The sequence below is a fragment of the Actinoplanes sp. NBRC 103695 genome (assembly GCF_030269485.1).
Classification (GTDB): domain Bacteria; phylum Actinomycetota; class Actinomycetes; order Mycobacteriales; family Micromonosporaceae; genus Actinoplanes.
In genome coordinates, this window is record NZ_BSTL01000045.1 from 1 (window position 1) to 24,402 (window position 24,402).

At 71.7% G+C, this 24,402-nt stretch carries 22 protein-coding genes; 12 read left to right on the forward strand and 10 right to left on the reverse strand.

Annotation, left to right across the window (positions count from 1 at the left end):
• Positions 1–122 precede the first annotated feature (122 nt).
• Positions 123–326: a hypothetical protein gene (locus QSK31_RS44240; RefSeq protein WP_285691044.1), complete on the reverse strand. Its 204-nt coding sequence runs from the start codon at positions 324–326 to the stop codon at positions 123–125.
• Between QSK31_RS44240 and QSK31_RS44245 the strand changes: the two genes are divergently transcribed.
• The gene (locus QSK31_RS44245) at positions 282–1,160 is read left to right on the forward strand and encodes a formylglycine-generating enzyme family protein (protein ID WP_285691106.1); all 879 of its coding nucleotides are present in this window, start codon (positions 282–284) and stop codon (positions 1,158–1,160) included. The genes QSK31_RS44240 and QSK31_RS44245 overlap by 45 nt on opposite strands.
• A 44-nt stretch (positions 1,161–1,204) precedes the next feature.
• Here QSK31_RS44245 and QSK31_RS44250 read toward each other — a convergent pair whose 3' ends face one another.
• The 4 genes from QSK31_RS44250 to QSK31_RS44265 all read right to left on the reverse strand — a co-directional run bounded on the left by QSK31_RS44250 (position 1,205) and on the right by QSK31_RS44265 (position 5,302).
• Entirely contained in the window at positions 1,205–2,290 is a 1,086-nt protein-coding gene (locus tag QSK31_RS44250; protein ID WP_285691046.1) for a calcium:cation antiporter, read from the reverse strand.
• 382 nt (positions 2,291–2,672) lie between these two features.
• The gene (gene gap, locus QSK31_RS44255; protein ID WP_285691047.1) at positions 2,673–3,665 is read right to left on the reverse strand and encodes a type I glyceraldehyde-3-phosphate dehydrogenase; all 993 of its coding nucleotides are present in this window, start codon (positions 3,663–3,665) and stop codon (positions 2,673–2,675) included.
• A 78-nt stretch (positions 3,666–3,743) separates the two neighbouring features.
• Positions 3,744–4,682, reverse strand: a complete 939-nt coding sequence (locus QSK31_RS44260; protein WP_285691049.1) for a GlxA family transcriptional regulator — start codon at positions 4,680–4,682, stop codon at positions 3,744–3,746.
• Entirely contained in the window at positions 4,679–5,302 is a 624-nt protein-coding gene (locus QSK31_RS44265; protein WP_285691107.1) for a TetR/AcrR family transcriptional regulator, read from the reverse strand. Before QSK31_RS44265 ends, QSK31_RS44260 begins: the two co-directional genes overlap by 4 nt.
• Positions 5,303–5,472: 170 nt before the next feature.
• Here QSK31_RS44265 and QSK31_RS44270 point away from each other — a divergent pair, with 170 nt between their 5' ends.
• The 4 genes from QSK31_RS44270 (at position 5,473) to QSK31_RS44285 (ending at position 8,947) form a co-directional block, all read left to right on the forward strand.
• The gene (locus QSK31_RS44270) at positions 5,473–5,862 is read left to right on the forward strand and encodes a hypothetical protein (protein ID WP_285691050.1); all 390 of its coding nucleotides are present in this window, start codon (positions 5,473–5,475) and stop codon (positions 5,860–5,862) included.
• 81 nt (positions 5,863–5,943) lie between these two features.
• Entirely contained in the window at positions 5,944–6,312 is a 369-nt protein-coding gene (locus QSK31_RS44275; protein ID WP_285691051.1) for a flavin-dependent monooxygenase, read from the forward strand.
• Between the two features lie 122 nt (positions 6,313–6,434).
• The gene (locus QSK31_RS44280) at positions 6,435–7,469 is read left to right on the forward strand and encodes a glutathione S-transferase family protein (RefSeq protein WP_502873109.1); all 1,035 of its coding nucleotides are present in this window, start codon (positions 6,435–6,437) and stop codon (positions 7,467–7,469) included.
• A 74-nt stretch (positions 7,470–7,543) separates the two neighbouring features.
• The gene (locus QSK31_RS44285) at positions 7,544–8,947 is read left to right on the forward strand and encodes an AAA family ATPase (protein ID WP_285691053.1); all 1,404 of its coding nucleotides are present in this window, start codon (positions 7,544–7,546) and stop codon (positions 8,945–8,947) included.
• A gap of 6 nt (positions 8,948–8,953) precedes the next feature.
• On the opposite strand, the gene QSK31_RS44290 is transcribed toward QSK31_RS44285, so the two are convergent.
• Positions 8,954–9,598, reverse strand: a complete 645-nt coding sequence (locus QSK31_RS44290; RefSeq protein ID WP_285691054.1) for an NAD-dependent epimerase/dehydratase family protein — start codon at positions 9,596–9,598, stop codon at positions 8,954–8,956.
• Between the two features lie 66 nt (positions 9,599–9,664).
• Here QSK31_RS44290 and QSK31_RS44295 point away from each other — a divergent pair, with 66 nt between their 5' ends.
• The 6 genes from QSK31_RS44295 to QSK31_RS44320 all read left to right on the forward strand — a co-directional run bounded on the left by QSK31_RS44295 (position 9,665) and on the right by QSK31_RS44320 (position 18,706).
• Positions 9,665–12,523, forward strand: coding sequence for an SWIM zinc finger family protein (locus QSK31_RS44295; protein ID WP_285691055.1), 2,859 nt, complete (start codon positions 9,665–9,667; stop codon positions 12,521–12,523).
• 64 nt (positions 12,524–12,587) lie between these two features.
• Positions 12,588–13,649 carry an ATP-binding protein gene (locus tag QSK31_RS44300; RefSeq protein WP_285691056.1) on the forward strand — a complete coding sequence of 354 codons (1,062 nt, stop codon included), beginning with the start codon at positions 12,588–12,590 and terminating at the stop codon, positions 13,647–13,649.
• Positions 13,642–15,834: a DUF5682 family protein gene (locus tag QSK31_RS44305; RefSeq protein ID WP_285691058.1), complete on the forward strand. Its 2,193-nt coding sequence runs from the start codon at positions 13,642–13,644 to the stop codon at positions 15,832–15,834. The genes QSK31_RS44300 and QSK31_RS44305 overlap by 8 nt, the downstream gene beginning before the upstream one ends.
• Before the next feature lie 147 nt (positions 15,835–15,981).
• Positions 15,982–17,166 carry a VWA domain-containing protein gene (locus QSK31_RS44310; protein WP_285691059.1) on the forward strand — a complete coding sequence of 395 codons (1,185 nt, stop codon included), beginning with the start codon at positions 15,982–15,984 and terminating at the stop codon, positions 17,164–17,166.
• Positions 17,167–17,463: 297 nt separating this feature from the next.
• Complete coding sequence (locus QSK31_RS44315) at positions 17,464–18,228, forward strand: class I SAM-dependent methyltransferase (RefSeq protein ID WP_285691060.1); 765 nt, start codon at positions 17,464–17,466, stop codon at positions 18,226–18,228.
• A gap of 40 nt (positions 18,229–18,268) precedes the next feature.
• On the forward strand, positions 18,269–18,706 hold the full coding sequence (locus QSK31_RS44320; protein ID WP_285691061.1) for a nitroreductase family deazaflavin-dependent oxidoreductase: 438 nt from the start codon (positions 18,269–18,271) through the stop codon (positions 18,704–18,706).
• Positions 18,707–18,968: 262 nt separating this feature from the next.
• Here the strand turns inward: QSK31_RS44320 and QSK31_RS44325 are convergent, their stop codons facing one another.
• From QSK31_RS44325 to QSK31_RS44340, 4 genes are all read right to left on the reverse strand, one after another.
• Positions 18,969–19,781 carry an ABC transporter ATP-binding protein gene (locus QSK31_RS44325; RefSeq protein WP_285691063.1) on the reverse strand — a complete coding sequence of 271 codons (813 nt, stop codon included), beginning with the start codon at positions 19,779–19,781 and terminating at the stop codon, positions 18,969–18,971.
• Positions 19,778–20,773, reverse strand: coding sequence for a FecCD family ABC transporter permease (locus QSK31_RS44330; RefSeq protein WP_285691064.1), 996 nt, complete (start codon positions 20,771–20,773; stop codon positions 19,778–19,780). The genes QSK31_RS44325 and QSK31_RS44330 overlap by 4 nt, the downstream gene beginning before the upstream one ends.
• A 188-nt stretch (positions 20,774–20,961) precedes the next feature.
• Positions 20,962–21,951 carry an iron chelate uptake ABC transporter family permease subunit gene (locus QSK31_RS44335; RefSeq protein WP_502873110.1) on the reverse strand — a complete coding sequence of 330 codons (990 nt, stop codon included), beginning with the start codon at positions 21,949–21,951 and terminating at the stop codon, positions 20,962–20,964.
• 83 nt (positions 21,952–22,034) lie between these two features.
• Positions 22,035–23,057, reverse strand: coding sequence for an ABC transporter substrate-binding protein (locus QSK31_RS44340; protein WP_285691067.1), 1,023 nt, complete (start codon positions 23,055–23,057; stop codon positions 22,035–22,037).
• A 176-nt stretch (positions 23,058–23,233) separates the two neighbouring features.
• On the opposite strand from QSK31_RS44340, the gene QSK31_RS44345 reads away from it, so the two are divergent.
• Positions 23,234–24,379, forward strand: a complete 1,146-nt coding sequence (locus QSK31_RS44345; protein WP_285691069.1) for a DUF5925 domain-containing protein — start codon at positions 23,234–23,236, stop codon at positions 24,377–24,379.
• Positions 24,380–24,402 lie beyond the last annotated feature (23 nt).

Below are 24,402 nucleotides of genomic sequence, written 5' to 3' on the forward strand. Positions count from 1 at the left end.
CACCCTGCAAGTGCCTTCCGTGACAGGAAACTTGGACCCTCAGCAAGTCCTATTTTCCCTGATCAGAAGGCACTTCTTCGTTTCTGCCCAGTCCTTGGACACCCCTTAACGAAGGGTCGAGGCTAGCCGGCGTAAGCGATCTGGACGAAGACCTTCGAGCCCGCATCGCATACGGCCGGACCCTGGGTGCGCTGAAGGACCCCCGTCTTGAAGAGATCGACAGCCGGCACGGCCGTGCGCTCCTCCCGCAGTTTGTCACCGTTCCCGCCGGGAGCCACCGGATTGGCGCCGAAGACACGCCTTATCGACTGGAGCGGCCCGTCCATCACGTTGATCTTCCGTCCTTTGAAATCGCGGTAACTCCGGTAACCAATGCCGAGTACGCGATGTTCATCGCAGCGGGCGGCTATGAGACCGAGCGGTGGTGGCGCACTGACGCGTCCCGGCGCTGGCTTACCGGCGACGGGATCCTCGACGAGATCGCGGACGAATGGGCCAAGAAGCGCGACAATCTTCGACGGCGTCCACGTTTGCCAGTGGACATGCTCGCGCAAGGCTCCGCGACGCTGGCGCAAGCGGTTGGCATGGTGAAGCTCACCAGCATGGACGATGACCAGCTCCGCGAGGCACTGTCCGGTGTATATGGGCGCGGAGCTCCCCGCCAGCCTGCCTACTGGCACGATTTCCAGCTGAATCATCCCTCGTGTCCGGTGGTCGGCGTCAGCATCTACGAATCCGAGGCCTACTGCGCGTGGCTCGAGGCGGTTACCGACGCGCCCGTTCGACTTCCGACTGAACATGAGTGGGAGGCCGCGGCCGGGTCGAACGACACCTTTCCTTACGGATCCGCCGCCGATTTGTTCGCCGCGAACACCTTCGAGCTTCATGTGCGGACCACAACACCGGTGGGCATCTTCCCCCAGGGAGTCACCGCGACCGGATGCCTGGACATGTCCGGGAACGTATTTGAGTGGACCGCGAGCGTCTATCAGCCCTACCCGTACGAGTCGCACCGACAGGGGGCCGACTCCGCCGGCGACGTCCGCATCTGCCGAGGCGGTTCCTGGCGTCACCATCAGGTCCGCGCCCGCTCCGCCTACCGCGGCCGTGGCCACTGCTTCGTCCGTAATGACGATTTGGGCTTCCGTATCGCACGTTGACCGCGCGGTCGCACAGATCTCAATGACGTCGGCCGGTGACATGATCAGGGGCTGGCGGCCAGGAAGAGGAAGACCGCCAGGAGGCCCAGGTGGATGCCGCCCTGGAGGACGTTGGCCCGGCCGGGGACCACGGTCAGGGTGCCTACCGCCATGGTCAGGACCAGCAGGACGATCTGGGTGCCGCCGAGACCCAGGAGCAGCGGGCCTTCGAGCCAGATCATCGCGATCGCGATCGCGGGGATGGTCAGGCCGATGCTGGCCATCGCCGAGCCGAGTGCCAGGTTGAGGCTGGTCTGCATGCGGTCGCGTTTCGCGGCTCGGACCGCGGCGATGGTCTCGGGGAGCAGGACCAGGAGGGCGATCACCACGCCGACCACCGACTGGGGCAGGCCCGCGGTGGCCACGCCCGCCTCGATGGACGGGGACACGCCCTTGGCCAGGCCGACCACGGCGATCAGCGCGACCAGCAGGAGGCCGAGGCTCATCCCGGCGGCCCTGCTGGTGGGCGGGTCGAGGTGTTCCTCCTCGTCGATCACCTTGCCCGCCGTGGTGATCGGCAGGAAGTAGTCGCGGTGGCGGCGGGTCTGGACCATCACGAAGAGCAGGTAGAGGCCGAGGGAGGCGACCGCGGCGAAGGCCAGCTGGGCGGGGGAGAACTCGGGGCCGGGACGGCTGGTGGTGAAGCTGGGCAGCACGAGGCTGAGGGTGGCGATGGTGGCCACCGCGGCCAGGGCGCCGCCGGTGCCCTCGGGGTTGAAGACGGCTATCCGGCGGCGGATGGCGCCCACCAGGAGCGAGATGCCGAGGATGCCGTTGACGGTGATCATCACCGCGGCGAAGACGGTGTCCCGGGCCAGGGACTGGGTCTTCTCGCCGCCGCTGATCATCAGCGTGACGATCAGGGCGACCTCGATGATGGTGACGGCCACGGCCAGGACCAGGGAGCCGTACGGCTCGCCGACCTTGTGGGCCACCACCTCGGCGTGGTGCACGGCGGCCAGCACCGCGCCGGCCAGGAAGAGTCCGACGATGATCACGATCGGCGGTGGCAGGTCACGGCCCCACGTCAGGATCAGGGCGGCGATGGCCAGCGTGGGGACCGAAACGGTCCACTTGACTTTGGCAATCATCTACCAAGATTGCCAGACTCTCAGCGTCCCAGCCCGGCTTCCCGCACGGACGATCGCCTCGGCGCGGTCGGCGACCTGGAGTTCGGCGAACACGTTCGACACGTTGTCGCCCCAACTGACCCGCCGCGTGCTTCCAGCGCTTGCTTCCCGGCGCGCGCTTCCGATAGGTAAGCAGAGCAAAGCGGCATCACGAACGACCCTGGTCCGGGCGGACCAGGGTCGTTTTTGATCTTTGCCTTGAGGGTGACCACGCACGCAGAATGAAGGGTGCGCGGCTCTGTTCTGGCCGCCCCGCGGCCTTGGCGCCGCGCGCCCGGCCTCGGCGTGAGCGACGGTCAGCGCCACCCACCCAGGCACGACATCGATCTTCTGCCCTTGATCTTCAGCTCATCAACTCGAGGGTGTCGATGACGCGGTTGGCGAACCCCCATTCGTTGTCGTACCAGGCGACCACCTTGACGTGGCGGCCGTCCACCCTGGTCAGCGCCGCGTCGAAGATCGCCGACGCCGGGTTGCCGGTGATGTCGCTGGAGACGAGCGGCTCGTCGGCGTACTCGAGGATGCCGTCGAGCGTGCCCACCGCCGCGGCGCGGTAGGCCGCCAGCACCTCGTCGCGGGTGACCGCGCGGGCGACCGTCGTGTTGAGCTCGACCAGCGAGCCGACCGGCACGGGCACCCGGATCGAGTCGCCGGACAGCTTGCCGTCCAGCCGCGGCAGCACCTTGCCGATCGCCTTCGCCGCGCCGGTGGTCGTGGGCGCGATGTTCACCGCGGCCGCACGCGCCCGGCGCAGATCGCGGTGCGGGCCGTCCTGCAGGTTCTGCTCCTGGGTGTACGCGTGGATGGTCGTCATGAAGCCGTGCTCGATGACGGCCAGGTCGTCCAGCACCGACGCCAGCGGGGCGAGCGCGTTCGTCGTGCAGGACGCGTTCGACACGATCACGTGCCGGTCCCGGTCGTACTCGCCGGTGTTGACGCCGAAGGCCAGCGTCACGTCGGCACCGTCGGCGGGCGCGCTCACCAGCACCCGCCGCGCGCCGGCGTCCAGGTGGCCGCGGGCCGTGTCGGCCTTGGTGAACCGGCCGGTGGACTCGAGCACGATGTCGACGTCCAGTTCGGCCCAGGGCAGCTTGGCGGGTTCGCGTTCGGCGGTCACCCGGATACGGCGGCCGTCGACGACCAGGTCACCGCCGTCCACCTCGACTCCCCGGCCGAGGCGGCCGAGCGAGCTGTCGTACTTGAGCAGGTGGGCGAGGGTCTCCGGGGCGGCCAGGTCGTTGACGGCGACCACCTCGAGCTTGCTGTCGCGTTGCATCAGGGCTCGCAGGGTGTTGCGGCCGATGCGTCCGAATCCGTTGACGGCTATGCGAGTCATGCGACTCAGCGTGCTTGGCGGGCTGCTGGAACGACAGTGGCTTGGAAGCCACCGTGCGCAAGGATCCCGCCATCAAGATCAAGAGTGGAACGTGTGGCGGTACTCGCTCGGGGACGTGCCGAGGATCCGCTGGAAGTGCAGCCGCAGGTTGGCCGACGTGCCCAGGCCGACCCGGGCGGCGATCTGCTCCACGCCCAGATCGCTGAGCTCGAGCAGTTCCCGGGCCTGGTCGACGCGGGCGCGCAACACCCACTGCATGGGCGTGTAGCCGGTGTCCTCCACGAACCGCCGCGAGAACGTGCGCGCCGACACCTGCGCGTTGCGGGCCAGCGTCTCCAGGGTCAGCGGCTCACCGAGCCGGGCCAGCGCCCACTCCCGGGTGCCGGCGAACACGTCGCCCAGCGGCTCGGGAACGCTGCGCGGCACGTACTGGGCCTGGCCGCCGCTGCGGTACGGCGCCGCGACCAGCCGACGCGCCACGATGTTGGAGAGTCCGACGCCGTGGTCCCGGCGCACCAGATGCAGGCACAGATCGATGCCCGAGGCCGCGCCGGCCGACGTGAGCACGTCGCCCTCGTCGACGAACAGGACGTTCTCGTCCACCCGTACCGAAGGATGCTTTTCGGCCAGAGCCCTGGTGTAGTGCCAATGCGTGGTCGCGCGCTTGCCGTCGAGCAGACCGGTCGCGGCGAGGGTGAAGGCGCCGGTGGAGATCGCCGCCAGCCTCGTGCCACGGGCCTGGGCCTTCCGCAGCGCCTCGACCACCTCGGGCTGGGGTTCGGTGGTGGACGGCCGGCGATAGCCCGGGATGAACACGGTGTCGGCGCGCTCGACCGCCTCCAAGCCGTCCGCCACCAGGTAGGACAGTCCGTCACCGCCGGTCACCGGGCCGGGCGCGGCGCCGCAGACGCGCACGTCGTACGGCATGGTCGGGCGGTTGGCGAAGACCTGCGCGGGGATGCCCACGTCGAGCGGCTTGGCGCCGTCGAGCACGAGCACGGCGATGCGGTGATTCATCGGGCTCCCCCGTTCTCCGGCCCGCGCTTCAGGCCGGTCAGGTAGGCGCGGATCAACGGCTCGGCCGGCGGGCGGGCGTCAGGATCCAGGCCGCCGCCCGCCACCCGGTCGAAGAGCAGGCCGTCGATCAGCGCGACCAGGCCGGGGGCATGCCTGGCCGGCTGGCGTACGCCGATGGCGTCGAGGGCGGCCTCGGCGGCGGCCAGCGTCCCGGCCCGGATCGGCGAGCGTGACGTGATCAGGGCGTGCAGCTCGGGATCGGAGGTCAGGTCGACGCTCAGCGCGTACCGGGCGCGGTGATCGTCGGGGCGCTGGGCGAGCAGATCCAGGCCGGCGGCGAGGCTCTTCGCCGCGGCGGGCACCGTGCGGGCGGGCGCGGCGGGCACCGTGCGGGCGGGCGCGGCGACCGGGCGCAGGTCGGTGACCGTGCGGGTGGCCAGCCGGTGCACGATCGCCTCGATCAGCTGCCGCCTCGTCCGCAGGTAGTAGGACGTCGACCCGGCCGGCAGATCCAGCTCACGGTCGACGGCCCGGTGCGTCAGCGCCCGCAGCCCGTCCCGCGCGACGATCGCGATCGCGGCGTCCGCCAGGGCCGGCCGTCGATCTGTGCTCTCCGTCATCTTCACGCGCATACTCTACAGGCGTAGAGTCCTCTACATGTGTAGAGTCACGGTGATCGGGGCGGGCATCGGCGGGCTGGTCGCCGCCATCGGGGCTTCAGCGGCGCGGCATCGAGGTCACGGCGGCGCTGAGGGAACTGCGGGTTGTTCATCGGGCCGACCTGCACCGGGTGCTGGCGGCGGCGCTCGAGCCCGGCACGATCCGGTACGGCGTCTCCGCCACCGCCGAGCCGGACGGCTATGACGTGGTGGTCGCGGCGGACGGGCTCCGGTCCGCCACCCGGGCCTCGTGGCCGGGCGATCCTGGGGTTCGGTACAGCGGCTACAGCACGTGGCGCGGTGTCACGTCGCGGGCGGTCGATGTCGGCGGGGCGGCCGGGGAGACGGTCGGGCGTGGCGAGCGATTCGGGATGGCGCCGCTGGCGGACGGGCGGGTGTACTGGTTCGGGGTCGCGTCCATGCCCTCGGACGATGCTGGCGGGTCGGGCGGCGGGGCTGGGTTTTACGGGGAGGTCGGGGAGGTTCGGGGGCTGGCACGCGCCTATCGCCGCTCTGCTTGACGCGACCGAGCCGGGGCGATCTTTCGCACCGGGATCTACGACCTGGCCGGGCCGTTGCCGACGTTCCGGCGTGGGCGCACGGTGCTGCTCGGTAACGCCGCGCACGCGATGACGCCCGACCTGGGGCAGGGCGCCGGGCAGGCGATCGAGGACGCGGCCACGCTGGCGGTGCTGCTGGCCGGGGCCCGAGGCAATGCCGGGACGCGGGGTATCACTGGGGCGCGGGGTATCACTGGGGCACGGGATATCGACGAGGCGTTGACGGCGTATGACGAGATCCGGCGGGCCCGGACTCAGCCGATCGCCGTGCGCGCGCGTCGGATGGGCCGGCTGATGCAGAGCCGCAGCCCGCTGCGCGATCTGGCGCTGCGCCTGACCCCGCAGCGGCTGGTGAGTGCGCAGCTCAGCGCGCTCCAGGCCTGGCAGCCGCCGCACACCGCCGCGAGTTGATCTTGCGATTTCGCGCGGCCGCCGCCCCTCCCCCACCCCGTCACTGGGTGGGCGGTCAATGTAGCTCGGGGGTATGACAAAACGTCACGGTTGTCCACAGGCCCGACGGGGCATCAAAGACCATGAGGACGAGGCCGGCGACGAGGCAGGATGACTACATGGGCACCCAGGGTGAGTTCAAGCGCGACATGAACTACATCTCCACCCGCATCACCGCGGACGGACGCGACGGCTACCCGGTCGAGCCGGGCCGCTACCGCCTGATCGCGGCCCGCGCCTGCCCCTGGGCCAACCGGGCGATCATCGTGCGCCGCCTTCTCGGCCTGGAGGAGGTGCTCTCCATGGGGGTGGCGGGCCCGACGCACGACGAGCGCAGCTGGACCTTCGACCTGGATCCGGGCGGGCGCGACCCGGTGCTGGGCATCGAGCGGCTGCAGGAGGCGTTCTTCGCGCGGGACCCGGACTACGCCAAGGGGATCACGGTGCCGGCCATCGTGGACATCCCGACCGGGCAGGTGGTGACCAACGACTTCGCCCAGATGACCATCGACCTGTCGCTGGAGTGGACCAAGTTCCACCGCGAGGGTGCTCCCCGGCTCTATCCGGAGGAGCTTCGCGCGGAGATCGACGAGGTGAACGACGGCGTGTTCCGGGATGTGAACAACGGCGTCTACCGTGCCGGGTTCGCGTCGTCACAGGAGTCTTACGAGAAGGCGTACCGGAGGCTCTTCGATCGTCTGGATCTGCTGGAACGGCGGCTGGAAAGGCAGCGCTATCTGGTCGGCGAAACGATCACGGAAGCGGATGTGCGGCTGTTCACCACACTCGCCCGCTTCGATGCGGTGTACCACGGCCATTTCAAGTGCAACCGGCAGAAGCTGGCCGAGATGCCGGTGCTGTGGGCGTACGCGCGCGATCTTTTCCAGACCCCGGGATTCGGCGACACGATCGATTTCGTGGACATCAAACGCCACTACTACGAGGTCCACACGAACATCAATCCGACGAAGATCGTGCCGCTGGGACCGGATCTGAGCGGCTGGCTGACCCCGCACGGGAGGGAAGAACTCGGTGGGCGGCCGTTCGGCGACGGCGCTCCTCCGGGGCCGCCGCGGGAACCCGTCCCGTCCGGGCACGGCGCAACCGACGGCAGATGACTAACATCAATGTCGTGACCGGACAGAAAATGCGACCCCCACGACACCTGCGATAACGAGTAGCCTGCCGAGTCATGATCGACGAGCCGGAGGTACGCGCGTTCGCGGAACAGTTCCGTGCGTTTCTCAAGGCGATCGAGGAGTCCGTTCCGGCGCCCGAGCCGACCCGCCTGCATCAGCGGGTGACCGATCATCTGGGCGGCGACCCGACCGAGCAGCCGGTCACCACCGAGGGCTTCGCCGCGTACGACCTGGCCAACGTCCAGGCCGCGATGGACGCCTACCTGGCCGGCGACGGTGTCAGCGTCGACCTGATCGGGCTGGTCGGCAGCGGCCGTGACCACCACAACCTCGCCGATCTGATGAACAACGCCCGCAAGCAGGCGCAGTTCGACATCGGCACGGTCGACTACACGACGGTCACGGTCGGCGTGGGACGCGAGCGCGCGTGCGTGAGCTTCGGGCTCTACCTGATCTCCGACGGCGACAAGCGGCTGGCCGTGCTGATGCGACTGAGCAACTACCGCGGCGGCGCGCTGGAGACCTTGATCGAGGTGATGGGCGGCGGGGCCGAGGGCGGGCAGACGTTCCTGCACCGGATCCGCGAGGAGATCATCCGGCACCACATCTGCCGTGGCCAGGTGCTGTCGTTCGAGCCGTGGGAGTACGGCGCGGGCATGGGTCCGCTGCGCTTCCACGAGCGTCCCTCGGTGGAGGCCGCCGACGTGGTGCTCCCGGCCGGCACGCTGGAGGCGGTGCACCGGCAGATCCTGGGGGTGGCCGAGCACCGCGAGCGGCTCCTCGCAGCCGGCCATCACCTCAAGCGCGGCGTGGTCCTCTACGGCCCGCCCGGCACCGGTAAGACGCACACGGTAAGGCACCTCATCGGCGCGCAGCGGGAAGCGACCGTGATCGTGCTGACCGGGCTCGGCGTGCAGTACATCCGCGAGGCGTGCAACCTGGCCCGGGTGCTGCCACCGGCGCTGATCGTGCTGGAGGACGTCGACCTGGTCGCCGAGGAGCGGACCACGTCGTACAGCAATCCTCTGCTCTTCCAGCTGCTCAACGAGATGGACGGGGTGGCTGGGGACGCGGACATCGCCTTCCTGCTCACGACCAACCGGCTCGACCTGGTCGAGCCCGCTCTCGCCCAGCGCCCGGGGCGGGTCGACCTGGTCGTCGAGGTGCCTCTGCCGGACGCGCCGGGCCGGCGGCGGCTGCTGTCGCTGTACGGGGTGTCCGCGCACCTGGAAGCCGACGAGGTGGAGTCGGTGGTCACCAAGACCGAGGGCACCACCGGCTCGTTCTTCGCCGAGCTGTCCCGCCGCGCCGAGCTGCTCGCGGCCACGGCCGGTGACGCGCTGGTCGGCATGAAGCACGTGACGGCGGCGCTGGACGAGCTCGCCCGCAGCCGTGAGGCCGCCGCGTCGTCGGGCCGGCCGCAGTCGCCACCCGCGGCGAGCACGCCGTACGTCTGATGGTGTCTATCGAAGATCTTCGTGCTGGATGATGTGCGTGTGGAAGCCGCCACGGGCTGCCCGCAGCATCGCGCGTCCCAGCTTGTCGCTGCTGGTCGAGTACTTCGGCGCCACCCGGTCGAACACGTGCAGCAGCGGGCCGGCGACCGCGAACGCGCCCCGGAAGAACCGCGACCTCGGCCCCGCGCCGTGCGTCGGGATGATCAGCCCGGGCCGGAACGCGTAACCGTTCGGCAGCAGCCCGATGATCTCCGCCTCGGCACGCCCCTTGACCCGCTGCCACATCCGCCGGCCGGCCGGGTCGGTGCCCGCTCCGGAGACATAGACAAAGGTCAACTGCGGATTCAGACCCTTGAGGGTACGCGCGGCAGCGAGCGGGAACTCGTACGAGATCCGGGTGTATTCCGCCTCGTCCTTGCCGACCGACGACACGCCGAGGCAGTAGAAGCACGCGTCGGCGCCGGCCAGGTCGTCCACGATCGGGCTCAGGTCGGCGAAGTCGGTGAGGGTGACCTCGTGCAGCTTGGCGTGGCGTACCCCGGTCGGGCGACGGCCGACACTGACCACGCTCTCGACGTCCTTGGCGAGCAGGCTCTCGCGCAGCACGCCCTGCCCGACCATCCCGGTCGCCCCGAAGACGATGACCTTCACGGCCCCAGACTGCCCGATCGTGGCGGTGTTGTCGAAACTGTCGGACCCACTCCATAGGGTGTCGGCGTGTCCATCGAACGCTGGTCGGTCGAGCAGGTCAGGGCGGTCGCCCCCGACCCGGCGTCCGCGCGCGCCGGTCAGGGGCTCGGCGCGCCCTCGCAGTGGTCCGGTTCGGGGGCGTCCGACGACGTCCTGTGGGGCCTGTGCCGCACCTACCGGGTGGCCGTCGACCTCGCCGGCCCTCGTTTCAAGTGCTCCTGCCCGAGCCGGAAATTCCCCTGCAAGCACGCGCTCGGGCTGCTGTTCCTCTGGGCCACCGCCGGGGTCGGCTCGTCGCCGGCCCCCGACTGGGCGTCCTTCCCCGCCCCGCGCGTGAAATCGGACAGACCGCCGGACCCGGTCGCCGCCGCCAAGCGGGTCGCCCAACGCTCCGACCGGGTCGCCGCCGGCATGATCGAGCTGGGCCGGTGGCTGGACGACCAGGTGCAGGCCGGGCTGGCGGCGGCCGAGCGTGGCGGTTACGACAACTTCGACGAGATGGCGGCGCGTCTGGTCGACGCGCAGGCGCCGGCGGCGGCCTCCGCGGTGCGCCGGCTGGGCGGTCTGGTGGGGGTCGGCCCGCACTGGGCCGACCGGGTGCTGGGCGAGATGGGCCTGCTGCGGCTGCTGGTCGCCGGGCACGATCGGCTCGGCGAGCTGCCACCCGGCCTGGCCGCTTCGGTACGCACGCGGATCGGCTTCCCGGTCAGCACGGCGGACGTGCTGGCCGGGCCGCGCGTCACCGACCGCTGGCGGGTGCTCGGCCGGGTCGACTCCGAGGACGGCACCCTGCAGTCCCGGCGCATCTGGCTGCACGGCGCCACGACCGGGCGCTTCGCGCTGCTGCTGTCCTTCGCCGCACCCGGCCAGTCGCTGCAGTCCGATGTGGTGCCCGGCCGTGATCTCGACGCGGAGCTGTGCTTCTATCCCGGCGCGTGGCCGTTGCGCGCGCTGATCGCCGAGCGGCGCGGCGACTTCCCGCTGACCGCGCCCGCCGGGCAGCCGATCCGCGCCGCCCTGGCCGGGTGGACCGACGCCCTGGCCGCCGAGCCGTGGCGTCCGGACGCTCCCGTGCTGCTGGGCGGGGTGCGTCCCGCCGCCGACGACGACTGGCTGGTCGACGAGGCGGGCGACGCGCTGCCGCTGGCGGCCGGCTTCCGCAACCCGTGGTGGCTGCTCGCGGCCGGTGGCGGGCGGCCGGTCACGGTGGCCGGCGAGTGGTCGCCGGGCGGGTTGCGGCCGCTGGGCACGTGGGTGGAGGGCCAGTTCGTGGCGGCGCCCGAGCAGACGTACGACGGGCCGAACCGCCGCGAGCCGGAACTCCCCGCCGACCTGCTGGCAGCCGCGCTCGTCGGCACGGCACGGCGCCCGTGGCAGCCGGCTCCCGTCACGGTCGGCGGGCGGGCGCTCGACCTCACCGCGGGCGGCCACGCCGCCAACCCGGCCGCGGGCGGTCGGGTTCTGGGGGCGGGCAGCCTGTTGGAGGCGGCCGGCATCGCGCTGGTCTATCGCCGCGCCGGGGTGATGCCCGCCGCCGGGCACCGGGCGATCGGCGCGGCGCCGGTCGAGACGCAACCGACGCTGCCGTGGGCCGCGGGTGAGCGGCTGCGGCGGATCCTGACGCCGGGCGAGGCGCCGTTCGGGTCCACGGCCACGCCGGTCTACCTGGCCGAGTGGCTGCGGCTCGCGGGCGGGCGCGGCGGCCGGGCGCCCGGTGGTCAGCTGCCCGGGCTGCTCGACCAGGCAACCACCCACGAGGACCTCCGCGCCGGGACGGCGGCGGTGGCCGGGGCGCGCGGGCGGTGGCTGGCCGGGATGCGGGAGAAGTGGGCGTGGCTGCTGCTCGAGTCCACCGCGGCGCCGGACCGGACCCTCTGGGAGACCGGGACCGCCGACGAGCGGGTGGCGTTGCTGCACCACACGCGCCTGCACGAGCCGGGTGCCGGTCGGGTGTTGATCGAGGCCACCTGGGACGCGGACCCGGCCGGTGACCGGGCACGGTTCCTGACCGAGGTGCGGCACGGACTGTCCACTGCGGACGAGAGGCTGCTCGAGCGGGCGCTGGACGATCGCACCAGCTCCGTGCGCACGGCAGGACTCGAGGTTTTGAGAATGCTGCCCGGATCGGCGTGGTCGGGGCGGATGGCGGCGCGGGCCCGGGCGGCGGTGCGCCTGGAACGGCGGGTGATCGGCCGGGACCGGCTCGTCGTCACGCCACCGGAGGAGCTCGACGACCTGACGCGCCGGGACGGGCTGACCCCTTCGGGCGGGGCCAGGCGCGGTGCCGGGCCGGGCGCGCACCGGCTGGAGGAGATCATCGCCGGGACGCCGCTGGCGGTGTGGCAGGAGTACGCGAAGACGCCCGCGGCCATGATCGAGCTGGCGCGCGGCGACGACTTCGAGGACGCGCTGCTGCACGGCTGGGCGCAGGCCGCGATCGACCAGCGTGACGCCGTGTGGGCGGGCGCGCTGGTGGCCAACGACGCCCGCAACGACGGGCCGGCGCTGCGGCACATCGTCCGGTGGGACCTGCACTCGCTGCTGCCGCCCGCCCAGCTGGCGCGGATCGTGCTGGACTTCCTGGTCCGGCGGGACTACCAGGTCAGCCGCCTGCTCACCGCCCTGTCCGGCGAGTGGCCCGACGAGCTCGCCACGGCCGCCCTCGCGGCGCTGCACCACGGTGTGCGCTCCGACCAGGAGTCCTGGCTGGTCCACGAGCTGTGCCCGCCCGCCATCGCCGGCATGCCCACCCGCTACGCGCCGCGTGTCGCCCAGCTGGCCGAGTCGCTCGACAGCGAGCTCGGCCCCACCATCCGTACCCGTCCCATCGCCGAGCTGGCCGCGGCCCTGAACTTCCGCGCCGAGATGCACCAGGAGTTCCAGTGACTCCCCGCCTCGCCTCCGCTTGTCCTTTCGCCGCCTTTCCTTCTCTTCGCCACCTGGAGTTCGAGTGACCGCGCTGCGTCCGCACGCCGAAGATCAGTACGCCGACGAGCTGGCCGCGCTGGCTGCCGCCGACGATCGGCCGCGCCCGCCCGGGTGGCGGATGTCGCCGCACGCCGTGGTGACCTATCTGCTCGGCGACGGCGCCAAGATCACCCCGAAGTACGTCGGACCGCGGCGGCTGCTCGAGGTGGCGGTGTCCACGCTGGTCACCGACCGCGCGCTGCTGCTGCTCGGCGTACCCGGAACTGCAAAGACCTGGGTCTCCGAGCACCTGGCCGCCGCCATCTCGGGCGACTCGACCCTGCTGGTGCAGGGCACGGCCGGCACGGCGGAGGAGGCCATCCGGTACGGCTGGAACTACGCGCGTCTGCTCGCCGAGGGGCCGAGCGAGGCCGCCCTGGTGGCCAGCCCGGTGATGCGGGCGATGCGGACCGGCACGATCGCCCGGATCGAGGAACTCACCCGGATGCCGTCCGACGTCCAGGACGCGCTGATCACCGTGCTGAGCGAGAAGACGCTGCCGGTGCCCGAGCTGAACACCGAGGTGCCCGCCCAGCGCGGCTTCAACGTGATCGCCACCGCGAACGACCGCGACCGCGGCGTCAACGACCTGTCCAGCGCGCTGCGGCGCCGCTTCAACACCGTGGTCCTGCCGCTGCCGGCCTCCGCCGACGAGGAGGTGGACATCGTCGCGCGGCGGGTCGCCCAGCTCGGCCGGTCGCTCGACCTGCCCGAGGTGCCGGCCGCGATGGAGGAGATCCGCCGGGTGGTCACGATCTTCCGCGAGCTGCGGTCCGGGATGACCGAGGACGGCCGCACCAAGCTCAAATCCCCGACCGGCACCCTGTCCACGGCCGAGGCGATCTCGGTGATCACCAACGGGATCGCGCTGTCCACCCACTTCGGCGACGGCCGCCTGCGTTCCGCCGACGTGGCCGGGGGCATCCTCGGCGCCGTGATCAAGGACCCGGTGTCGGACGACGTGGTCTGGCGCGAGTACCTGGAGACGGTGGTTCGCGAACGCGCCGACTGGCGGGACTTCTACCGCGCGGCCCGTGATGCCTGAGCAGTTCTACGGCATCCGCCACCACGGCCCCGGCTCGGCGCGTGCCGTGGCGTTGTCGCTGGCCCGGCAGCAGCCGTCGATCGTCCTGATCGAGGGGCCTCCGGAGGCCGACGACCTGGTCCCCTGGGTGGCCGACGCCGCGCTCGAACCGCCCATCGCGCTGCTCGGCTACTCGGCCGACGACCCGCGGCGGTCGGCCTTCTGGCCGTTCGCGGTCTTCTCCCCCGAATGGCAGGCCCTTCGCTGGGCCGTGACGCATGACGTGCCGGTCCGCTTCTTCGACCTTCCCTTCAGCTTCCGCCTCTCCGCCACCGCTCCCCCCTCCAAGGAGGACAAATCGGTCCGGCCGGTCGACCCGATCGGTGAGCTGGCGGCGGCGGCCGGCTACGACGACCCCGAACGCTGGTGGGAGGACGTCGTCGAGCATCGCGGGATGCCCGCGTTCGAGGCCGTGGGCGAGGCGATGGCCGCCATCCGGGAGTCCTCCCCCGAGGACCCCGAGGACCTGGTGCGCGAGGCGTACATGCGCACCGTCCTCCGCGAGGTGCGCCGCGAGCACGAGAACATCGCGGTCGTCTGCGGCGCCTGGCACGTGCCCGCTCTGGACCGCAAGGTGACCCTCAAGGAGGACCAGGCGCTGCTCAAGGGCCGGCGCAGGAGCAAGGTGACGTTCACCTGGGTGCCGTGGACCTACGGGCGGCTGTCGTCGTGGTCCGGCTACGGCGCCGGGGTGCGCTCCCCCGGCTGGTACCACCACCTCTTCACCACCACGTCCGAAGTGGTGCCGCGCTGGCTGGTGGACGCGGCCGGGGTGCTGCGCGCCGAAGGGGTGCCCACGTCGTCGTCGCACGTGATCGAGGCGACGCGGCTGGCCGAGGCGCTGGCCACGCTGCGGGGGCGGCCTCTCGCCGGGCTGGCCGAGGTCACCGAGGCGGCCGAGTCGGTGATGTGCGACGGGGAACGGCTACGCGTCGAGCTCATCGATCGCAAGCTGGTCGTCGGCGAGCGGCTCGGGTCGGTGCCGGAGGAGATGCCCGCCGTACCCCTGGCCAAGGATCTCGCCGCGCAGCAGCGCGGGCTGCGCCTCAAACCGGAAGCGTCGCAGCGCGTGCTCGAACTCGATCTCCGCAGGGAGATCGACCTCAACCGGAGCAGGCTGCTGCACCGGCTGCGACTCCTCGACGTGCCGTGGGGACAGTCGCAGTCCGGGCGGCAGGGCACGGGCACGTTCCGGGAGAGCTGGCGGTTGCAGTGGCAGCCGGAGTTCGCGGTCAGCCTGGTCGAGGGCAGCATGTGGGGCACCACGGTGGCGGCCGCGGCCACCGCGCGGGTCACCGACCGGGCCCGCAAGGCGGCGACGCTCGCCGAGGTCACGGCGCTGGTCGAGGTGTGCCTGCTCGGCGACCTGCAGGAGGCGTACCCGCCGGTGCTGGCCGCCCTGGACGTACGGGCCGCCGAGGACTCCGACGTCACGCACCTGATGGCGGCGCTGCCCGCGCTGGCACGCACGGTCCGCTACGGGGACGTACGCCGCAGCGACGTCGAAGGCCTGTCCACCGTGACGGCGAGCCTGCTCGGCCGGGTCTGCGCCGGGCTGCCCGCCGCGGTCGCCTCCCTCTCCGACGAGGCGGCCAAGGACCTGCGCAAACACATCGACGGCGTGCACGCGGCGATCGCCCTGCTCGACGACGAGCCGATGCGCGAACGCTGGCTGGCGGCGCTGACCTCGGTGGCCGGCCGTACCGAACTGCACGGCCTGCTGGCCGGCCGCCTCACCCGGCTGCTGATGGACGCGGGCCGCCTCGCGCCGGCCGAGGTCCGCCGGCGGCTGCGGCTCCCGCTGACCGTGGGAACGCCACCGGCGCACGCGGCGGCGTGGGTCGAGGGCTTCCTGTCCGGCGGTGGCCTCCTGCTCGTCCACGACGACCTGCTGCTGGAACTGCTCGACGACTGGCTGGCCGACATCGAGAGCTCCTCGTTCGACCAGGTGCTGCCGTTGCTGCGGCGGACGTTCGGCGCTTTCGCGGCGGGCGAACGGCGGGCCATCGGCGAGCGGATCGCCCACGGGCGTACGGCTGTGAACGGGGCCGAAGCCGCACTGGACCATGAGCGGGCGGCTCAGGTCCTGCCTACGCTGGCCGCCCTGCTCGGCGTTCCGGCGCGGTCGGCCGGTGCTCCCCGATGACCGCCGTGCCTGTGGACAGCGCCAAGAATTTGTCGTACCCCTGCCCTACATTTCGGCCCACCCAGTGCACGGGGTGGGGGAGGCGGCGGGGGCCCGATCCAAGATCAAATTTTCGGCGTTCCGGATGTGCGGCGATGAGGTGCGGCGATGAGTGAGCGGGACGACCAGACTCGCGGGGAGCGGCAGCGCCGGTGGCGGCTGGTGCTCGGCGGCCCGGCCGACGACGCGCTCGGCGAGGCCGACGGGCGTGACGGGCAGATGGATGCCGCGCTGGCCGCGCTCTACGACGCCGCTGCCGGTGACGACGAGGGCGGCGAGCAGAAGTCGCGGCGGTCGGCCGGGCTGGGCGGCTCCGCGCCGCGGGTGGCGCGCTGGCTCGGGGACATCCGCGAGTTCTTCCCGAGCACCGTCGTGCAGGTGATGCAGGCCGACGCCATCGAGCGGCTCGACCTGCACCGCCTGCTGATGGAGCCGGAGATGCTGCAGGCGGTGGAACCCGACGTCCACCTGGTCGGCACGCTGCTCTCGCTCAACCGCGTGATGCCCGACCAGACCAAGGCCGCGGCGCGGCATGTCGTCCGTACCGTCGTGGACGACCTGGAGAAACGCATCGCGCAACACACCCGCGCGGCCGTGACCGGCGCCCTGAACCGCGCCTCCCGCACCACCCGTCCGAGGCCGGCGGACATCGACTGGGACCGCACCATCCGCGCGAACCTCAAGCACTACCAGGCCGAGCAGCGCACCGTGATCCCCGAGCGCCTGATCGGGTACGGGCGCCGGTCGCACGCCGTGCAACGTGACGTGATCCTGTGCGTCGACCAGTCCGGCTCGATGGCGTCGTCGGTGGTGTTCGCCGGCGTCTTCGCCGCGGTCCTGGCGTCCATCCGCTCACTGCGCACGTCGCTGGTGGTCTTCGACACGTCGGTGGTCGATCTGACGGACCAGCTGAGCGATCCGGTCGAGGTTCTCTTCGGTACGCAGCTCGGCGGCGGCACCGACATCAACCGCGCCGTCGCGTACGCCCAGCAGTTGATCACCAACCCCCGGGACAGCGTCTTCGTCCTGATCAGCGACCTGTACGAGGGCGGCGTCCGGCAACAGATGCTCCGCCGCGTCGCCGAGATGACCGCCGCCGGCGTGCAGGTGGTCGTGCTGCTGGCGCTGTCCGACGAGGGCGCCCCGTCCTACGACCGCGAGAACGCGGCGGCACTCGCAGCCCTCGGCGTCCCGGCGTTCGCCTGCACCCCCGACGCCTTCCCGGAACTCATGGCGGCCGCCATCCAACGCCGCGACCTCCAGTCCTTCGCGGAGCGCTTCGCAGACCGCTGATCCGGTACGGGCCCAGCGCCCGCACCGCCGGCCCGCGTCGTCCTCGGCGCCGTTTCGCCCTCGGTTCCGCCGCGCTCCCCGGCTCCGCCGCGCCGCCGCGCGCCGGGCCGCCATCCTGCGCCTCCGCCTCCTTCGCCCCGCACCCCCTCTTCTCGCCCCGCCATCCCCTCTCCCCTTTGCCGCGCTCTCCCTTCGCCGCGCTCTCCCCCTTCGCCGCGTTCTCCCTCTTCGCCGCGCTCTCCCCTCGCCGCGGTTCGAGGCTTGCGCGCGCCACTCCATGTAACTACCGTTCGACTTGTGAGTGCTTACATCGCCCATGCAGAGGCATGGCAAGAGAGCTGGGATCGGCAACAGCAGGGATACCTGCCCGATCGTGAGGAGAGGTTCGCCGCGATGCTCGACGCGGTGGACGCGGCAACCGGCGGTGAGCCCCCACGGTTACTCGATCTGGCGGGCGGCACAGGCACGATCACCTTGCGTGCGCTGGCGCACTTCCGCACTGTCACGGCCACCGTCGTCGATCAGGACCCGGTGTTGCTCGCCCTGGCCCGCGCGTCACTCGACGAACGGGCCGCCGTGGTGGCCGCCGACCTCAACGACTCCTCGTGGGTGGAGTCGCTGCCGCACCGCGAGTTCGACGCAGTGCTCACTGCGACGGCCATGCACTGGCTGCCCGAGCAGCGCCTGAACGAGCTGTACTCCGAGATCCGCGGCCTGCTGCGTCCGGGCGGAGTGTTCATCAACGCCGACCAGATGGCGGACGACGGACTGCCGGCGTTCGGCAAACGCCTGTTGGAGCGCGAAGATGCCCGCCGGGACGCGCGTTACGCGGCCGGGGCGGTGCTGTCGTGGCGTGACTGGTGGGACAAGGTGCGCGCGGACGAGTCGTTCGCCGAGCTCATCGCCGAGCATGACCGCATCTACCCGCCCGAGCGCGGCACGCACACCGAGTGGCTGCCGCCGGTGTCCTGGCACCTCGAGGCGTTGCGCGGGGCGGGCTTCGCCGAGGCGGGCATCCTCTGGCGCGGCGGGCCGGACGCCGCGGTGATCGGCGTCCGCTAGATCACACCTTCGTTCCACGACGGAAAAGTAAGGTCATCACATGCCTTTGTCCGGAGAGTACGAGCCGAGTACGTCGAGTTGGGCGCGCAAGCAGGCTGAGGCCTACGAGTCGTCCCACGGCACCAAGGCCACCGATATCCAGGGCAAGCCGATCATCGTGCTGACCTCCGTCGGCGCGAAGACCGGGTTGCTCCGCAAGACCGCCCTGATGCGCGTCGAGCACGACGGCGCCTACGCGGTGGTCGGCTCGCTCGGCGGCGCACCGAAGAATCCGGTCTGGGTCTACAACCTGCGCGCCAACCCGCTCGTGGAGTTGCAGGACGGCGCCGAAAGGCACGACTACACGGCCCGCGAGCTGCCGGAGGGACCGGAACGCGACGAGTGGTGGCAGCGCTCCGTCGAGGCGTTCCCGAACTACGCCGGCTACCAGCGCAAAACCGAGCGCCTCATCCCGGTGTTCGTCCTGACCCGCGCCTAACCGTCACAAGCCCGAGCCCTCCATGCCGGGGTTCGGGCCGCGCACGTCCCAGCCTCGAGCGCGCCATCCCCGTGTTCGTGCCGGCGCACGCCCAGCCTTGACCGCCCGAGCGCCTATCCCGGCGCTCGGGCCGACGCACCGCTCAGCTCCGGCCGCGGCACCTCACCTCGGCGTCGGTGCTGACGCACCGCTCAGCCTTGACCCCCCGAGCACCCATCCCGGCGCTCGGGCCGACGCACCGCTCAGCTCCGGCCGCGGCACCTCACCCCGCCGTCGGTGCTGACGCGGCGCGCCTTGCCGCCCGATCGGCCGGCACCACCAGCGGGGTGCCGGTCTGCGGGTCGGGGATCACCTCGCACCTCAGCCCGTAGACGTGCTCGACCAGCTCAGCCGTGATGATCTCGGACGGCTCGCCCTGCGCCACCACCTGGCCCGCCTTCATCGCGATCAGGTGGGTCGCGTAGCGGGTGGCCTGGTTGAGGTCGTGCAGCACCGCGACCAGGGTGCGGCCCTCCTCGTTCAGGTCGGCGCACAGGTCGAGCAGCTCGATCTGGTAGGCGATGTCGAGGTACGTGGTGGGCTCGTCGAGCAGCAGGATGCCGGTCTGCTGGGCGAGCGCCATGGCCATCCACACTCGCTGGCGCTGGCCGCCGGAGAGCTCGTCGACCGCCCGGTCGGCGAGCGTGGTCACACCCGTGGCCTCCATCGCGAGCGCCACCTGCTCCTCGTCCTCGGGTGTCCACTGCCGCAGCAGCTTCTGGTGCGGGAAGCGGCCGCGGGCCACCAGGTCCGCGACCGAGATGCCCTCGGGTGCGATCGCCGACTGGGCGAGCAGCCCGAGCCGCCGCGCGACCTCCTTCGACCGGTAGGACGAGATCGCCGCGCCGTCCAGCACCACCGTGCCGGCCTTCGGCGTGAGCAGGCCGGACAGTGCCCGCAGCAGCGTCGACTTGCCGCACGCGTTGGGGCCCACGATCACGGTGAACGACCCGTCGGGGATTTCCACGGTCAGCCCGGACGCGACCACCCGCTGGTCGTACGCGAGGGTCAGGTCCGCACCGGAGAGGCGGGTCATGAGGCTCCCTTCCGCCATTGCACACTGAGCAGCCAGGCCAGGTAAGCCCCGCCGACCGCGCCGGTGACCACCCCGACCGGCATCTGGGCGGGAGCGAGCAGCCGCTGCGCGACTAAGTCGCTGACCACCATCAGCAGCGCTCCCGTGATCATCGAAGGCAGGAGCGGGAGAGTCGCCGACCGCGCGAGCCGCTTGGTGATCTGCGGCGCGGCGAGCGCCACGAACGCGACCGGTCCCGTGGCGGCGGTCGCCACGGCACAGATCGCCACCGCGAGCAGCACCAGGATCAGCCGGGTGGGCCCGGCCTTCACGCCGAGCGAGTGCGCCGTGTCGTCGCCCATCTCGAGCAGGTGCAGCCGCCGGCTCATCAGCAGCAGCGGCGGGGTGAGCAGGATCAGCGCCACCCCCAGCAACTGCACGTAGCTCCAGGTGCGCCCGTTCAGCGTCCCCACCAGCCAGACCGCGGCGGACTGCGCGGCGTCCAGGCGAGCACGGCTGATCAGGTAGCTGTTCAGCGCCACGAGCATGGCGCTCACGCCGATGCCGACGAGCACCACCCGCCGGATCGCGCCGCCGCCGACCGCCGCCAGGCCGTACACGATCAGCGCGGTGGCGACCCCGCCCACGACGGCGCCGAAGGCCGCCCCACCTGGCCCTGCGCCGAACACGATGATCGCGAGCACCGCGCCGGAGGCGCTGCCGGTGGTGAAGCCGACGATGTCCGGACTGCCCAGCGGGTTGCGCGACAGGCTCTGGAAGACGGCGCCGGACGCGGCCAGCGCCGCCCCCGCCAGCAGTCCCAGGCACAGTCGCGGCAGCCGCAGGTCGAGCAGCACGAACCGGTCGGCCCGACGCCCCGCCCCCGAGAACACGTCCATCATGTCGGCCAGCGGAATCCGCGTCCCGGCGTAAACCACCGTGACCGCGGCGGCGACGAGGACTCCGGCCAACAGCAGAACCGTGACGCCGGTCGTACGCAGGTCGAGCCGCACCGCGACGCCGCCGGCGCGAACAGAGACCCGCCTGCGCTGAGCGACCGATCGCTCCGCCGTCCCCGTCCCTGTCCCGGTCCCCGTCCCGGTCCCTGTCCCGGTCCCCGTCCCGGTCCCCGTCGCCGTCGCCGTCGCCGTCGCCGTCGCCGCAGAGCTTTCAATTGGCGCGGGGCGCTCGGTCGGCTCGGTCATAGCGGCACGATCCGGCGCCGGAGGATCACGGCCAGGAAGATCGGGGCACCGATGAAGGCCGTGATCAGACCGGCCTGCAACTCGCCCGGCCGCGCGACCACCCGCCCCGCCACGTCGGCGAGCAGCAGCAGCGCCGGCGCCAGGATCAACGAGTACGGCAGAAGCCAACGCTGGTCGGGCCCGACGATCGCGCGGGCCAGATGTGGCACCGCCAAGCCGACGAAGGCAATCGGCCCGACCGCGGCCGTCGCCCCGCCGCAGAGGAGCGTGATCGCGATCGCGCTGAGCACCCGGGTGCGACCGAGGTTCGCGCCCAGCGCTCTCGCGGTGTCCTCGCCCAGCGCGACCACGTTCAGGGACGGCCCGAGCCCGAGCGCGAGCAACGCTCCCGCCACGATGAAGGGCAGCACGCCCAGCACGACGTCCATGTCCCGGCCGGCCAGCCCGCCGACGACCCACAGCCGGTAACGGTCGAACGTGGTGACGTCCAGCAAGGCCACCGCGTTGGTGATCGCCAGCAGAGCCGCCCCGACGGCGGCGCCGGCCAGCGCCAGCCGCTCCGGCGAGGCGCCCGACCGGCCGCGCGTGCCGAGGAGGTAGACCACGACGAACGCTCCGGCGGCCCCGGCGAAGGCGAACCAGATGTAACCGGTCAGCGAGGTCACCCCGAGCGTCCGGATAGCCAGCACCACGGCGGCCGCGGCCCCCGCGTTGATGCCGAGGATGCCCGGGTCGGCCAGCGGGTTGCGGGTGAGCGCCTGCATCAGGGCGCCGGCCAGCCCGAGCGCGACACCGGCGGCGAGGCCGAGCAGCGTACGCGGGATCCTCAGGTCCTGAATGATCGTCAGGTCCTCGGCGCGGGAAGGATCGGTGATCCGCCCGTCCAGCGCGTCCCAGACCGTGCTCAGCGGGATCGCCTTGGTGCCTATCGCGATGCTCAGTGCCGCCGCCCCGACCAGGATGGCGACGGCGACGACCAGGCCCAGGCCGCGTGTGGTGAGACCACCACGCGCCCGGACCCTTTCCGCGGCCGGGAGGTAACCGGCCTTGACGGCCGCCGCCGTGGTGGTCACTTCAGCGCGTCCCGCACCATCGGCAGGAACTTCTCCAGCGTGAACGGGGTGCTGAGCACCGAGTTGGTGGAGAACGCGTTGACCAGGTCCGCGTCGTCGACGATCAGCAGCCGCCCGGCCTTGGCGGCCGGGATGCTGTTGAGCACGGTGTCCTTCTTGAGCTCGGCGCCGGCCCCGATGCCGAACATCACGGTGAGGTCGGCGTCGAGCAGGCTGACCCGCTCCTTGGAGATCTCCGCGTAGAACGACGCCGGCTTCAGAGCCTCGATCTTCGGCGAGTTGGTGAAGCCGAGCGCTTCCATGAACTGCACCCGGCCGTCCCCGCGGGTGTATGCGCCGTACTGACCGGCGAAGGCCGCCGCCACGCACACCGTCTTGCCCGCGAACGTCGGGTTGGCCGCCTTGGCGTCGGCCAGCGCCTTGTCGTTGTCGGCGACCAGCTTCTCGCCTTCGGCCTTCCGCCCGAGCGCCTCGGCGATCATCACGGTCTGGTCCTTGAGCGTCGTCCCGTACGGCTGGGTTCCGGTCGGGCCGGACAGCGTGGGCGCCAGCTTCTCCAGCTGTTCCCAGGTGGCCTTCACGTTGTCCGACTTGGTGAAGGTGACCAGGTCGGGCCGCAGCGCCGCCACCGCGTCAAAGTTGATCTCCGGGCCCTTGAGCACCGTCGGCTTGGCCCCGTTGAGCTTGGCCTGTGCCCACGGCCCGACGCCGACCGGCCACGCCTGGAACCAGTCGAGGATGCCGGCCGGGACGACGCCCAGCGCGAGCAGCACGTCGGCGTCCGCCCAGCCGAGCGAGACGACGGCCTTGGGCGCCTCCTCGACCGTGGTCGTGCCGAACTGGTGGGCGACCGACGCCGGGAAGGTGCCGCCGCCCGTGCCCGGCGAGGCAGCGCCGCCGGTGCCGCTGCCGGTGCCGGTGCCGTCGCCCTCGCTGCCACACGCGGCGAGGAAGCCGGCTGCGGCCGCACCGACAGCGCCGAAGAGCAGTCCCCGGCGGGAAAGGTTATGGCCGGTCATGAAATCTCCCGATTCATCAAGTAAGGCTTGCCTCACCTTAGCGGGCCCCCTTCGTCCCCGCGCAACCCGCTGGCCTGCATCTTCGACTGTCCGGACTGGACGGAGGATGATGCGCGGGAATCGCTCAAAGGGGAAACGGCTGTATTTCCGGCCGCATCGGGACGATCATGGTGGGTATGCGTGCACCCCATCAGTCCGTCGACCGGCTCGGCAGCCGTCCTGTGGAGGCGGCCGCAAGCCTGCCCACCCACCACGCTCTGCCGCTGGCCGCGTCCGTCGACGACGGGGACCGCCTGATCGACGTGGTCGACCTGCTCGCCCTGGACGCGTTCGTCACCGGGCGGGAGCCGTTCGGCCGCAGCAGCTACCTCGAGAACGTCCGCGCCGACGCGCCGCTCAGCACCGACGACGCCCGCGTCGTGCGGGACGCCGTCGAGGAGGACGGCCAGGGCCGCCTCTCCGTCGGCGAGGGGTGGACGCTGCACGTGTCGCGCTGGCGTCAGAGCCGCCGCGCCCGCGTGACGGTCACCGCGATCAGCGCTGAACTGGCCGAGTCCGTGCTGGCCGCGGTCACCGAGGGAGCGGTCGAGGAGCCGCAGCCCGCGCCGGAGAGTGTGCCCATCGGTTTCTGGCATTTCGGCGCCCACGGCCCGCGCCGGGTCCAGCGTGAGATCGACGCCGCACCGTGGCCGGAGATCAGGGGCAACTACGCGACCCCGGTCGCCGAAACGCTGGAACGCCTGATGGTGCTCGACGGCAGCGTCGTCAGCGGCCGGCTCCTGCTGCTGCACGGGGAGCCCGGCACCGGCAAGACGACCGCGCTGCGCGCACTCGCCCAGCAGTGGCGTTCGTGGTGCCAGGTCGACTGCGTGCTCGACCCCGAGCGCCTCTTCAGCGATCCCGCCTACCTGATGAGCGTGGCGCTGGGCACCGGCGACGACGACGAGCCGCGCTGGCGCCTGCTGATGCTCGAGGACTGCGACGAGCTGGTCAGCGGCGAGGCCAAGGCGAGCGCCGGCCAGTCGCTGTCCCGCCTGCTGAACCTGACCGACGGCCTGCTCGGCCAGGGCCGCAACGCCCTCATCGCGATCACGACGAACGAGGACCTGGCCTCCCTGCACCCGGCCGTGGTGCGACCGGGCCGGTGCCTGGCCAGCATCGAGGTGGGCCGGCTGCCCCATGCGGAGGCTGCACACTGGCTGGGCACGTCGAGGGGTATCGGGCCGGAGGGCGCGACGCTGGCCGAGCTCTACGCCCTGCGTACCGGCGCCCAGCCCGTCACGGTGCCGAAGTCGACGCCCAGCACCGGCATGTACCTGTAGCACTTGTCGCACCTCCTTCGATA